Source organism: Ensifer sp. SL37, from assembly GCF_026672675.1.
GTDB classification, from domain to species: domain Bacteria; phylum Pseudomonadota; class Alphaproteobacteria; order Rhizobiales; family Rhizobiaceae; genus Ensifer; species Ensifer adhaerens.
In genome coordinates this window covers 2597008-2609933 of the sequence record NZ_JAPPRN010000006.1, presented here as the reverse complement: position 1 = coordinate 2609933, position 12926 = coordinate 2597008, and the positions used below count along the sequence as shown (strand labels likewise).

11 protein-coding genes are annotated in these 12926 nt (G+C 63.1%); 7 read left to right on the top strand and 4 right to left on the bottom strand.

Annotation, left to right across the window (positions count from 1 at the left end; translation table 11 throughout):
- Positions 1–8: 8 nt before the first annotated feature.
- Positions 9–941, top strand: coding sequence for a ribose-phosphate pyrophosphokinase (locus tag OVA00_RS24700; RefSeq protein ID WP_034788749.1), 933 nt, complete (start codon positions 9–11; stop codon positions 939–941).
- 72 nt (positions 942–1013) lie between these two features.
- On the opposite strand, the gene OVA00_RS24695 is transcribed toward OVA00_RS24700, so the two are convergent.
- Positions 1014–2042 (bottom strand): aldo/keto reductase, encoded by a 1029-nt coding sequence (locus tag OVA00_RS24695; protein WP_268089772.1) that lies wholly within the window; start codon positions 2040–2042, stop codon positions 1014–1016.
- Positions 2043–2159: 117 nt separating this feature from the next.
- Between OVA00_RS24695 and OVA00_RS24690 the strand changes: the two genes are divergently transcribed.
- Positions 2160–3065, top strand: a complete 906-nt coding sequence (locus tag OVA00_RS24690; protein WP_060518714.1) for a LysR family transcriptional regulator — start codon at positions 2160–2162, stop codon at positions 3063–3065.
- Positions 3066–3074: 9 nt separating this feature from the next.
- Here OVA00_RS24690 and OVA00_RS24685 read toward each other — a convergent pair whose 3' ends face one another.
- From OVA00_RS24685 to OVA00_RS24675, 3 genes are all read right to left on the bottom strand, one after another.
- A complete protein-coding gene (locus OVA00_RS24685) occupies positions 3075–3473 on the bottom strand; it encodes a DUF779 domain-containing protein (RefSeq protein WP_060581759.1) in 399 nt (132 codons plus the stop codon).
- 157 nt (positions 3474–3630) lie between these two features.
- Positions 3631–5139, bottom strand: a complete 1509-nt coding sequence (adh, locus tag OVA00_RS24680; RefSeq protein WP_090298472.1) for an aldehyde dehydrogenase — start codon at positions 5137–5139, stop codon at positions 3631–3633.
- A 354-nt stretch (positions 5140–5493) separates the two neighbouring features.
- Positions 5494–6450, bottom strand: a complete 957-nt coding sequence (locus OVA00_RS24675) for a helix-turn-helix domain-containing protein (RefSeq protein ID WP_034788760.1) — start codon at positions 6448–6450, stop codon at positions 5494–5496.
- Positions 6451–6699: 249 nt separating this feature from the next.
- On the opposite strand from OVA00_RS24675, the gene OVA00_RS24670 reads away from it, so the two are divergent.
- The 5 genes from OVA00_RS24670 (at position 6700) to pth (ending at position 12923) form a co-directional block, all read left to right on the top strand.
- Positions 6700–7881 (top strand): benzoate/H(+) symporter BenE family transporter, encoded by a 1182-nt coding sequence (locus OVA00_RS24670; protein ID WP_268089771.1) that lies wholly within the window; start codon positions 6700–6702, stop codon positions 7879–7881.
- Between the two features lie 154 nt (positions 7882–8035).
- Positions 8036–8644 (top strand): 50S ribosomal protein L25/general stress protein Ctc, encoded by a 609-nt coding sequence (locus tag OVA00_RS24665; protein ID WP_034788765.1) that lies wholly within the window; start codon positions 8036–8038, stop codon positions 8642–8644.
- 259 nt (positions 8645–8903) lie between these two features.
- Entirely contained in the window at positions 8904–11288 is a 2385-nt protein-coding gene (locus OVA00_RS24660; protein ID WP_089045004.1) for a putative bifunctional diguanylate cyclase/phosphodiesterase, read from the top strand.
- A gap of 113 nt (positions 11289–11401) precedes the next feature.
- Positions 11402–12136 carry a substrate-binding periplasmic protein gene (locus OVA00_RS24655; RefSeq protein ID WP_034788770.1) on the top strand — a complete coding sequence of 245 codons (735 nt, stop codon included), beginning with the start codon at positions 11402–11404 and terminating at the stop codon, positions 12134–12136.
- A gap of 67 nt (positions 12137–12203) precedes the next feature.
- On the top strand, positions 12204–12923 hold the full coding sequence (pth, locus tag OVA00_RS24650) for an aminoacyl-tRNA hydrolase (protein WP_034789041.1): 720 nt from the start codon (positions 12204–12206) through the stop codon (positions 12921–12923).
- The last annotated feature ends 3 nt before the right edge of the window (positions 12924–12926 follow it).

Here is a 12926-nt window from a genome sequence, read left to right as displayed (position 1 = left end):
GTCCGTCAATGAAGGTTTTCGCAGGTAATTCTAACCGGCTTCTGGCCGAAGCGATCTGCAACTATCTCAACCTGCCTCTCGGCAAAGCGACGGTACGCCGTTTCGCCGATCAGGAAATCTTCGTCGAGATCGGCGAAAACGTACGCGGCGAGGATGTCTTCATCATCCAGTCGACCTCGTTTCCCACCAACGATCACCTGATGGAACTGCTCATCATGATCGACGCGGTGCGCCGCTCCTCCGCTCGCCGCATCACTGCCGTGCTTCCCTATTTCGGCTATGCCCGCCAGGACCGCAAACCCGGTCCGCGCACGCCGATCTCAGCCAAGCTGGTCTCCAACCTGATCACCGAAGCCGGCGCCGACCGCGTGCTGACCCTCGATCTTCATGCCGGCCAGATCCAGGGCTTCTTCGACATCCCGACCGACAACCTCTATGCGATCCCGATCCTGGCGCGCGACGTCAAGGAAAACTACGACCTGAAGAACGTCATGGTCGTTTCGCCGGACGTCGGCGGCGTGGTACGCGCCCGTGCGCTTGCCAAGCGTCTCGACTGTCTGCTGGCGATCGTCGACAAGCGCCGCGACCGTCCGGGTGAATCCGAAGTCATGAACGTCATCGGCGACGTGAAGGGCAAGGACTGCCTGCTGATCGACGACATCGTCGATTCCGGCGGCACGCTCTGCAACGCGGCCGAGGCGCTTTTGAAGAACGGCGCGACGAGCGTCACCGCCTACATCACCCATGGCGTTCTTTCCGGCGGCGCGGTTGCCCGCGTTACCTCGTCGATGCTGAAGGAACTGGTCATCACCGACTCGATTCAGCCGACGACCGCCGTCCAGTCAGCCCACAACATCCGCGTCATCTCGACCGCGGGCCTGCTCGGCGAAGCCATCAGCCGCACGAGCCAGGAAGAGTCGGTATCGAGCCTCTTCGACTGAGGTCGTCCGGAACGCCCGAATTTCCAAATCGCCGGCGCCATACGCGCCGGCGTTTTTCGTTGCGGGACGCGGTTACTCCCCGAACGCCTGGGCCAGCGGCTGGTCGACGAGATTGTCGATGAACCAGTTGGGATAGACAGGCGCCGGCACGGTCTCGGCATCGAGCGCCGAGATCTCCGCCGCCGTCAGAGCGAGATCGGCGGCGCCAAGATTGTCCTTCAACTGGTGGGGCTTGGAAGCGCCGAGCAGCACACTGGTCACCGCCCTCTTCGAAAGCAGCCAGGCGATCGCCACCTGGGCGACGCTCGCCCGATGTTCGCCGGCGATGCCGCGCATGCGCTCCACCAGCTTGAAGCCCTGCTCCTTGTCGAAGGGCAAAATGTCGAAGCCGGAATAGCGGTTGTCCGGATCGCCGAGATTGTCGCGAGTGTACTTGCCCGAAAGGAAGCCCGAAGCGAGCGGGCTCCAGACCGTCAGCCCCAACCCATAGCGCTGCATCATCGGAATGACGTCACGCTCGACGTCGCGGCCGAGCAGCGAATAGTGCATCTGGCCATGGGTGAAAGGTGCCAGTCCGTTGGCCTTCTGGATTTCGAGGGCCGCTGCCACCTTCCAGGCCGACCAGTTCGAAAAGCCGATGTAGCGCACCTTGCCCGAACGCACGACCGCATCGAGCGCTAAAAGCGTCTCTTCGAGCGGCGTATGCGGATCCTCCTTATGGACGATATAGGCGTCGATCCAGTCGGTTGCGAGCCGCTTCAGGCTCTCGTCAACCGACCAGAGAATGTGACGGCGCGACAGACCGGCCTGGTTGAGCGACGTGCCGGTGCGGAAACCGACCTTGGTGGCGATCACCACCTCGTCGCGACGTGATTTGAGCGCCGCACCCAGGATCCGCTCCGATTGGCCGGAGGCATAGGCGTCGGCCGTGTCGAAGAAATTGATGCCGGCATCGAGCGCCTGCCCGACGAGGGCGCCGGCAGCTTCGGCATCGGTCTTGTAGACCGCGCCGAGGCTGCGGTCGCCGGCAGTAAACGTCATCGCCCCGAAGGCGAGGCGCGAAACCACCAGACCGGTATTTCCAAGCGTCGTATATTGCATGTCGATCTCCATCCTCTGAAAGACAGGTTGCAATTGGACAGATCATGCCCGAGTGGATTGCTATGAAAAACCACCGCTCTCTTGATAGGATTGGAAGAATTGCTTCATAATCGACGGATGGCGAACGACCCTTTCAACGGACTGAGAGAGTTTCTGGCGGTGGCAGAGGCAAAGAGCTTCACCGCAGCAGCGGCAACGCTCGGCGTCACGCCCAATGCCGTCAGCCAGACGATCAGGGCGCTCGAAGCCCGCCTCGGCCTCCAGCTTTTCGTGCGCACCACCCGGCGCGTTGCTCTGACCGAGGCGGGCCTCGCCTTCCTGAAGCGCGTACGTCCCGCCGCCACCGAGATCGCCGACGCCTATGAGTTGCTCGGCGATTTTCGCGACCGGCCGATGGGCAATCTCCGGCTGACCGTGCCGCGCATGGCCATCCCGCTGGTGCTGACGCCCCTCCTGCCGCGGTTTCGCCAGGCCTATCCGGACGTTTCCGTCGAAGTCTCCATCGACGATGCGGCCGTCGACATCACCGAACATGGCTTCGATGCCGGTATGCGCATCGGCGAAGCGGTCGAGCGCGACATGATTGCCGTCCGGCTGACGCCTGACATCACGTGGGCCGTGGTCGGTTCGCCCTCCTATTTTGTCAAGCACGGGCGGCCGTCGACACCCGAGGACGTGACGCGCCACGAAGCCGTCCGCTATCGTTATCCGGGATCCGGCACGATCTACCGCTGGGAGTTCGAGCGCGAGGGGCGCGACGTCTCGGTCGATGCTCCGGGCGCCCTCACCGTCAATGATTTTCAGATGCTCATGGAGATGGCGGAGGCCGGCACCGGGCTTGCCTATCTGCCGGATCTTTCGGTGCGCGACGCCGTTGCGAGCGGCCGCCTCGAACGGGTGCTCGAAGCCTATCTGCCGACGTCGCCAGGTCTTTTCATCTATTTCCCCGCCAAGGCCCAGACACAGCCAAAACTGCGGGCCTTTCTGGACCTGGCGGCAAAAGTCATGCGGGAGCGGACATAGTTCCGCAGCTCACCGTCCACGGAAAACCACGGCACAGGCCTCGCCGCCGCCAAAGAGCCGGGAGCGCGTCAGGAAACGTCTCTCCCGTCCGTTGTCGAGCGAAAACATGCCGCCCCTGCCCGGCACCACGTCGATGATCAGTTGCGTGTGTTTCCACACTTCGAACTGGCTGGCGCTGATATAGACAGGCACGCCGCCGATCTCGCCGAGCTTCACGTCATTGTCGCCGACGATGTAGTCATCGGCCGGATAACACATGGGCGACGAGCCGTCGCAGCAGCCACCGGACTGGTGAAACAGGATATCGGGGTGATCCCGCCGGATTTCGGCGATGAAGCCGAGCGCCGCATCGGTTGCAAGCACGCGGGGCTCGCCGATTCCGCTGGATCCTATGAGTTCAGTGGACATTCGCGAGCCTCACTGTTCGAGAGCATTCTGCAAAAAGCCGGCTGAGGCGCGGGTGGAGAGCACGCCTCAGCCGTTGATCGAGCGAGAGGGAAAGGAGGAGAACACCCTCCCTCCCGCTCCTGTCGCCTTCCCCAGGCGGCGGGGAAGGCAGATCCGATCAGAAGAAGCCGAGCGCCTTGGGGCTGTAGCTCACCAGCATGTTCTTGGTCTGCTGGTAGTGATCGAGCATCATCTTGTGGGTCTCGCGACCGATGCCGGACTGCTTGTAGCCGCCGAAGGCCGCATGGGCCGGATAGGCGTGGTAGCAATTGGTCCACACGCGGCCCGCCTGGATCTCCCGGCCGAAGCGGTAGCACCGGTTGGCATCGCGGCTCCACACACCGGCCCCGAGGCCATAGAGCGTGTCGTTGGCGATCTCCAGCGCTTCGGCCTCGGTCTTGAAGGTGGTGACCGAAACGACAGGCCCGAAGATCTCCTCCTGGAACACGCGCATCTTGTTGTGCCCGCGGAAAACGGTCGGCTTGACGTAGAAGCCTTCCGACAGCTCGCCTTCGAGCACGTTGCGGCCGCCGCCGGTCAGCACCTCGGCGCCTTCCTGTTTGCCGATATCGATGTAGGAGAGGATCTTTTCGAGCTGTTCGCTCGACGCCTGCGCGCCGATCATCGTGGCGCTGTCGAGCGGATTGCCCTGGCGGATCGCCTCGACGCGTTTTACCGCCCGTTCGATGAAGCGGTCATAGATGCTCTCCTGCACCAGTGCGCGGCTCGGGCAGGTGCAAACCTCACCCTGGTTCAGCGCGAACATGGCAAAGCCTTCGAGCGCCTTGTCGAAGTAGTCGTCGTCTTCGGCGAGCACATCGGCGAAGAAGATGTTCGGCGACTTGCCGCCGAGCTCCAGCGTCACCGGAATAAGGTTCTGGCTGGCATATTGCATGATCAGCCGCCCGGTCGTCGTCTCGCCGGTAAAGGCGATCTTGGCGATGCGCGGGCTGGTGGCGAGCGGCTTGCCGGCTTCGAGACCGAAACCATTGACGATGTTGAGCACGCCGGCCGGAAGGAGATCGCCGATCAGCTCCGCCCAGACGAGGATCGACGCCGGTGTCTGCTCGGCCGGTTTCAGCACGACGCAGTTGCCTGCGGCGAGTGCCGGCGCCAGCTTCCAGGCGGCCATCAGGATCGGGAAGTTCCAGGGGATGATCTGACCGACGACGCCGAGCGGCTCGTGGAAGTGATAGGCGACCGTGTCATGGTCAATCTCGCCGATCGAACCTTCCTGGGCGCGGATGCAGGCGGCGAAGTAGCGGAAATGGTCGATGGCAAGCGGAATGTCGGCGGCCATGGTCTCGCGGATCGGCTTGCCGTTGTCGAAGGTCTCGGCCCGCGCCAGCAGTTCGAGATTGTCCTCCATCCGGCCGGCGATCTTCATCAGGATGTTGGAACGCTCAGCGGCTGAGGTGCGGCCCCATTTCTCGCGGACGGCATGGGCAGCATCGAGCGCCAGCTCGATATCGGCGGCATCCGAGCGCGCCACTTGGCAAAGCACACCGCCGGTCACCGGCGTCGTATTGTCGAAATAGCGGCCGGCCACCGGCTCGCGCCATTCCCCGCCGATGAAGTTGCCGTATTTCTGTTTGAACGGGCTTTCGACGATCTTCTGATGCAGCATGGTCATTCCTCCCTGAGACCCAGCAATGGAGCTGTGAGGAGGAGCGTGGAGCGGTTCGGTTGTCTTCGATAGTGAGGCGTGATCGCCCGCGACGCGATCTGTTTCAGAATTGAGACAGCCAGGCGCCAGCTACTGTGCTGCAACGCAGCAAACGGGAACGGACACGATCGGAAGCTGCACCTCATCCCCCTGCCGGGACCTTCTCCCCGCGAGCGGGGAGAAGGGGCAAGCGGCAGCCCCCACGTCCCAATCAAACGTAGTCACCCGAGCACGAAGACCGCCGTAAGGCACGTCCCCTCTCCCCGTATGCGGGGAGAGGGCTATGGTGAGGAGCAGATCGAGAATGTTGTGCGGTCAGTTGACCTGAAGCCGCTTCATCTTGCGGTAAAGCGTGGCGCGGCTGATGCCGAGCAGATCGGCCGCCATGGAGACATTGCCGTTGGCGCGCGAGAGCACCCGTCGGAGCGCAGCACGCTCCGCATCGGGAAGCTCGCCGGCATCACCCGACGTATCTTCCCGCAGAAGGTCAGAGGCCGGAACTCCGGCGGCAATGCGTTTGTCGTCGAGATCCAGCCATTGCCGGGCTGCACGCGTTGCACCAAGCACGAGGTCGTCGCGGTCGACGGCGAGAAGCGCCGGTCCGGCGCGATCGACCGGGACCAGCACGATGCGCGCGCTGGCAAAGGCGCGACGGAAAAGGCCTGCCTCGATACGCGCGGCCGCGTCGCGCACCGCCTGCGACAAGAGCGACATGGTCATTTCGGAGGCGTCCGAGCGGCAGGTGGAGATATCGATGGCCGCGGCCAACCGGCCGAGATGGTCGCGGATCGGCGCCGTGGTGCAACTGAGGCCGATATTGCTGCTGAGGAAATGCTGGTCGCGCTGGATGACGACGGCGCGCTCGTCGGCGATCGCGGTGCCGATGCCGTTGGTGCCGACGCTTGCCTCGCTCCAGACCGTACCCGACCAGAGCCCGACATCGCGAAAATCGGCATCGTCGCCGACGGCGCCGCGGCGTTCCAGCGCCACGCCCTTGTCGTCAGTCAAAAGCAGGCAGCAGCCGGCCCGGCCGACGGTGGCGAACAGCCGGTCGAGTTCACCGCCCGCTTCCAGGATCAGCTCGGCCGACCTCTGCCGGGCAAGCTCGAACTCCATGCCGGACAGTCTGAGCGGCTGACGCCCCTCCTCGGGTGCCAGCCCATGCAGCGTCATGCACCGGCGCCACGACGCGGCGATCGGCGAACTGGCAGCCGCCGACGGCTGGTGCGCAACCTTGTAGACATAGTCCGAATGTTCCCTGACGGCAGCCATCGGCTTCCTCCCTGAAAGCGTCGTCCGGCGAAATGTCGACACGGCCGATCTCCCAAGCAGGCCGCATCCACGGGGGCCACTATAGCCGTCGTTTTCCGCGAAGGTCCAGCCAGACGAAGGTTCGAGAGCCGGCGCCTGTCAACGAGTTTGATCGGTGGATCACGCCGCCGATATCGACAGAGCGCCCGAATGTGCTACGCGAAAGGATCAAATTGCCGCGACTCAACCTCACAACAGCCGGTTGCCGCCATGCTTCGTGACTTTTCGCTCCAGAGCCTGTTCATGGGCCTGCTGATCGCCTTCGTCGGCTTCGCCAGTTCCTTTGCCGTCGTGCTGCACGGGCTGACCGGCGTCGGCGCCAGCGAAGCGCAGGCAGCCTCCGGGCTGATGGCGCTGTCGATCTCCATGGGCCTCTGCGCCATCGTCATCAGCGCCGTGACGCGGCTGCCGGTCAGCATTGCCTGGTCGACGCCGGGCGCCGCCTTGCTTGCGAGCGCCGGCATCGTCGAAGGTGGCTTTAATGCCGCTGTCGGCGCCTTTCTCGTCTGCGGCCTGCTCGTCATCGTCGCCGGCCTCTGGAAACCGCTCGGCCGCCTGGTCTCCTCCATCCCGGCGCCGCTCGCCAATGCGATGCTGGCCGGCGTGCTGCTCAGCCTCTGCTTTGCCCCTGTCAAGGCGATCGCCTTCAATCCGCTTTTCGGCCTGCCGATTCTCATCGCCTGGGCACTCGTCGGCAGCATCAACAAGCTCTATGCAGTGCCCGCCGCGCTGATCGCCTTCGTGCTGGTCATCACCTTCGGCGTCGAAATCCCGGCCGGCGCCTTTTCCGCCCTCTCCTCGGCGCTGGTACCGACCGTGGAATTCGTGATGCCGCAGTTCAACGTCGCGGCCATGATCAGCATCGCCCTGCCGCTCTTCATCGTCACCATGGCCTCGCAGAACATTCCCGGCATCGCCGTGCTGAAGGTCAACGACTATCACCCGGAGCCGGGACCGCTGTTTGCGACGACCGGCGTCTTTTCGATGTTGAGCGCCCCCTTCGGCGGCCATGCGGTCAATCTGGCTGCAATCACGGCCGCCATGTGCGCCGGCGGCGATTCCCATCCGGATCGCAACCGGCGCTACTGGTCGGCGATCAATGCCGGTGCCTTCTACATCCTCTTCGGCCTGCTTGCCGGCGTCGTCACCACCTTCGTCAGCCTTGCGCCGTCGATCCTGATCGAGGCTGTGGCGGGCCTTGCCCTCGTCGGTGCCTTCGCCGGCTCCGCCATGGCCGCCTTTACGGACCCGAAGACCCGTGAGGCGGCCGCAATCACCTTCCTCGTGACCGCGTCCGGCGTCAGCTTCGGCGGTGTTTCTGGCGCCTTCTGGGGGCTGATTGCCGGCGGTGCCATGCTGGCGCTCGCACGTTTCACCGGTAAAAAGAGCTGAAACCGCGGCAAAGCTTGCATTTGCGGGGGATCTCGTCTATGGAGCGCCCGTCCGCGTAGACACCCTTGGAGGCAACGCGGATGAAGTCCTTGCGGCTTCAGTTCTTCCGCATGGCGGTCGAACTCTCCAGCATTAGACACAGAAAGGTCTATCCATGAGCCACGCATCCTACGAGCTCAAGGCCGAGACGCGCGAACGGGTTGGTAAGGGGTCCTCCCGTGAACTTCGTCGCAACGGTCTTATCCCGGCTGTCATCTACGGTGACAAGCAGGCCCCCCTTTCCATCGCGCTCTCCACCAAGGAAGTGACGATGAAGATCCACGCCGGCGGTTTCATGACCACCGTTGCAACCATCGACGTCAACGGCGAAAAGATCCGCGTCCTGCCGAAGGACTACCAGCTGGATCCGGTCCGTGACTTCACGATGCATGTCGACTTCCTGCGCGTCTCCAAGGACAGCCAGGTTACCGTTGCAGTTCCGGTTCACTTCGAAAACGAAGAGAAGTCCCCGGGCCTCAAGGCTGGCGGCGTTCTCAACATCGTTCGTCACGACGTCGAACTCAACGTTTCGGCTAACGACATTCCGGAATTCCTGACCGTTGACCTCTCCGGTCTCAAGGTCGGCGACGCCATCCACATCTCCAACATCAAGCTGCCGAAGGGCGCGACCCCGGTTATCACCGACCGCGACTTCACCATTGCAACGATCGTTGCTCCGGCCGGTGGCGTGAAGGAAGAAGCCGAAGGCGAAGCAGAAGCCTGATTGGCCTCTGGGCGACCGGCGAAAGCCGGTCCCGCCGCACTTCAACGAAAGCCTGTCCCATTCGTTTGGGGCGGGCTTTTTGCATTGGCGGCTGCCCGCCGGCGCCCGGCCGCATCGATGCCGCGCCCCACGAATTATCATGAAGCGATTTCAGCAACATTTAAGATTTTGATGATGTTCTTCTGCCGGGGAAAATGGGCTTGTCTGAAGAGAATTCTGATATGAGATGGGTGGCAGCTGCTTCTGAGGCGTGCATGCGATGATGCACTCCGTGGAGAACCGGTTTATTGCGATTGTCTGCGGCGCGATGCTCGTCTTCATTGCCCCGCTGCTTGCACTCTTTCTCAGCATCTCCAGCGATCGCATTGCACGCGAGCGCCTGCACAATATCGAACTGTTGATGGCCGCGAGCGCCGAGGCGCTCGGCAAGCCCATCTGGGACTTTGACAGTGACGCCATCAAGCACATCGCCCGTTCGCTGATAAACGGCACCGACATCCTCTCCGTCACCATCCGCGACCAATCCGGATCGATCCTCGCGCAGATGCCGTTGGGCGGCGTGTTGCCGAGCACCAAGGACCGGGTCCTCATCCTGCCCATTTCCTACCAGTCGGTCGATGGCATGAAAGAGGTCGGACGCATCGAAGTCAGGGTCCCGACGCCGGGTCTGCTGTCGCAATTCAGTAAGGACGAACTGGCGATTCTCGCCATCCTGCTTTTTGCGGTCGCGATCGTCTTTGCCGCTGCGCTCGTCGGCAATCGCTTTACGGTGATGCGCCCGCTGATGCGCCTGACCGCCGCGATCGAGGCTACGCGCCGGCTCGGGTCTCGCCACCGCGTCGACTGGACCTCCGACGATGAAATGGGCGCACTCGCCGCCAACTTCAACGAGATGCAGGACCGCCTCGAGCGCGAAGAGACCGAGCTGAAAAACGCCCATGAGCGCGTCACCGACATCTACAACCTGACGCCGGCGATGCTGTTTTCGCTGGATGTCGACGGGCGCCTGCTCGCCGTCAGCGACTATTGGCTGCTGGCCACCGGCTACAGCCGCGACGACGTCGTCGGGCGCGACTTCATCGATTTCGTCGATCCGCACTGGCACGAAACCTATCGCAGCCACGCCAAGACGATCGCCGTTGCCGATCACGCCATCCGCGAAGTGACCGTTCCCTTCCGCAAGGCGGATGGCGAAGCGATGACCGTGCTGATCCAGGAGACGAAGGCGACCGGCGAGAGCAGCCTGTCGCTCTCGGTCATGACCGACGTGACCGCGCTGAAGCAGGCGGAAAGCCGCAACCACACCCAGGCGATCACCGATCACCTGACCGGCCTGTTGAACCGCCAGGGCTTCGAGGCCGCGCTCGACGAGGCGATCACCGAGGCCGACCAATGCGGCATGCAGCTCGGCTGCCTGTTCATCGACCTCGACCGCTTCAAGTGGATCAACGACAATTTCGGCCATGCCGCCGGCGACGAAGTGCTGCGCCAGACGGTCGAGCTCATACAGGCCGCCCTGCCGCCCGGCGACATCATGGCCCGGCTCGGTGGCGACGAATTCGCCATCCTGCTTTCCGATCCGAACGCCGGGAACCTTGCGGCCGAGATCGGCGAGCGCATCGTCACGGCGCTGCACGAACCGATGGCGATCGCCGGCAACGAGCTCTTCGTCAGCGCCAGCGTCGGCATCGCCGTCTACCCGACTCATGCCGAAAACGCCTCCGACCTGCTGCTGAAGGCGGACATGGCGATGTATGCGCGCAAGCACGACGGCAAGAATGGCCTGCAGGTGTTCGACGCCGGCATGCTCGACGCCTCGCGCGAGCGCCACGAGATCGAGCAGTGCATCGAAGCCGGCCTGAAGGACGATCACTTCGAAGCCTGGCTGCAACCGATCGTCAGCCTCGCCGATGGGCAGATCGCCGGCTTCGAGGCGCTGATGCGCCTCAACCACCCGGAAAAGGGCCTGATGGCGCCCGGCAAGATCATCGGCATCGCCGAAGAAACCGGCATGATCGCCCGCATCGGCGACCAGATCCTTGAAAAGGCAATCCGCCATCTGGCAGCGATCTCCGAGCTCGACGGCACCCAAAACACCTATCTCGCTGTCAACTTCTCACCGCTGCAGTTCGAACTGACGCTGCCGCACAAGCTCGCGGCCCTGCTTCTGAAGCATCATATCTCGCCGAGCCGGATCGTCGTCGAGATCACCGAAGCGGTGCTGATGCTCGACAATCCGGAAGTTCACTCGGTGCTGAAGCAGCTCAACGAATTCGGCTGCCGCATCGCGCTCGACGATTTCGGCACCGGCTATTCGTCGCTGAGCTATCTCAACCGTTTCCCGGTCGATATCGTCAAGGTCGACCAGTCCTTCACCCGGTCGCTGAGCTCCGGCACCGCCGATATCCGCCGCAAGAGCCGCATGCTGATCAAGGGCATCCGCACGATCTCGCACCAGATGGGCTGCACCGTCGTTGCCGAGGGCATCGAGACGAAGGAACAGTGGCAGCTGCTGCGCAAGCTCGGCGTCGATTGCGGCCAGGGCTATCTCTTCAGCCGGCCGATGCCGGTCGACCGGATGCTGGCCATGCTCGAAAGCGACTCCGAGGCAAAAGCGGCTTCCGCACCCAGCATGCGGGCATGAGTTCACCCACCTGGTTCCCTGGGGCGCGGGAGAGCTTTGGGGCCTAAGGTCGGGCACAGGCCGGGGATAGAAAAGATCCGTCGCAAGGCGGACGCAGAAGAGGAGGAAAAGATGTGAAGGCGCTGATCGCAGCATTATTCCTTGGTCTTGCAACGACGGCCGAGGCTCAGACGATCAAGTTCGTCACCGAGGAGTATCCGCCTTACAACTTTTCGACCGGGGCCGGCCCGAGCGGTGCGGCCGTCGACCAGGTCAAGCTCATCATGGAGCGCCTGAAGCTGCCCTATACGATCGAGGTTCTACCCTGGGCGCGGGCTTTCATGCTGGCCGAGACCGATCCCGCCTATTGTGTTTTCACCACCGGCCACGACGCCGAGCGCGACCGAAACTTCCAGTGGGTCGAGCCGCTGCTGATCGACCACATGGTCATGGTCCGGCAGGCCGGATCCGCCATCGCGCCGGCATCGCTGGAGGACGCGCACCAATATACCGTGGGCACGCAGCGCGAGGATTTTTCGGCGTCCTATCTCAAGGAGCACCGCTTCCCCAAGATCGACTATGCGGCCAATCTCGACTCCAGCCTGAAAAAGCTGCTCGCCGGCCGGGTCGATCTTTTGATGACGTCCGAAAAGACCTTCGAAAGCATGCGCAGCGAAGGCAAACCGGTGGAGGCCGCGCTGGTGCTGGAAGGCAAGCTTTACGGCATCGCCTGCCATCGCGACTTTCCCCGCGATATCGTCGCCGCCATGCAATACGAACTCGACCGGCTGATCGGCAACGGCACCCAGGATGTGATCTTCAAGCAATATGGGCTCAAGCCCAATGCCAGCCTGCAGGCGGAGAAATAGGCGTTGACTTCCGGGGGGTGCGGTGTTTTTGGATGGCATCACCCCGAAATCATGAATGCGCAGCACCATGTTGATCATCGTAGGGCTTGGCAATCCAGGTTCGAAATACGCCGCCAACCGGCACAATATCGGCTTTATGGCGGTTGACGTCATTCACCGCCGGCACAGCTTTTCCTCCTGGTCGAAGAAGTTCAAGGCCGAGATCGCCGAGGGCGACATCGGCGGCGAGCGCGTCCTGTTGATGAAACCGCAGACCTACATGAACCTGTCCGGCGAAGCGGTCGGCGAGGCCATGCGCTTCTACAAGCTGCAGCCGAAGGACATCACCGTCATCTATGATGAACTCGACCTGCCGTCCGCCAAGGCGCGCATCAAGGTTGGCGGCGGCCATGGCGGGCATAACGGCATCAAGTCGATCGACGCCCATTGCGGCAAGGACTATCGCCGCATGCGGCTTGGCATCGGCCATCCCGGCGTCAAGGATCTGGTGCATGCCCATGTGCTCGGCGATTTCGCCAAGGCCGACCAGGCCTGGCTGGTGCCCCTGCTCGACGCCATCGCCGACAATGCCGACATGCTGGTGCGCGGCGAGGATTCCCAGCTTCTGAACAAGATCGCGCTCGCGACCGGCGGTAAGCCGGAGGCGGAAAAGGCTGAAGGCCCGAAGAAGCAGGGCGCGCAATCACATATCCGCCAGGCGCGCAATTCCGCCCAGCCGAAGAAGCTGCCGGCAACCGGCCCAATGGCCGACATGCTGAAGAAGATGTTCGGCTCGAAGAACGACTAGCTT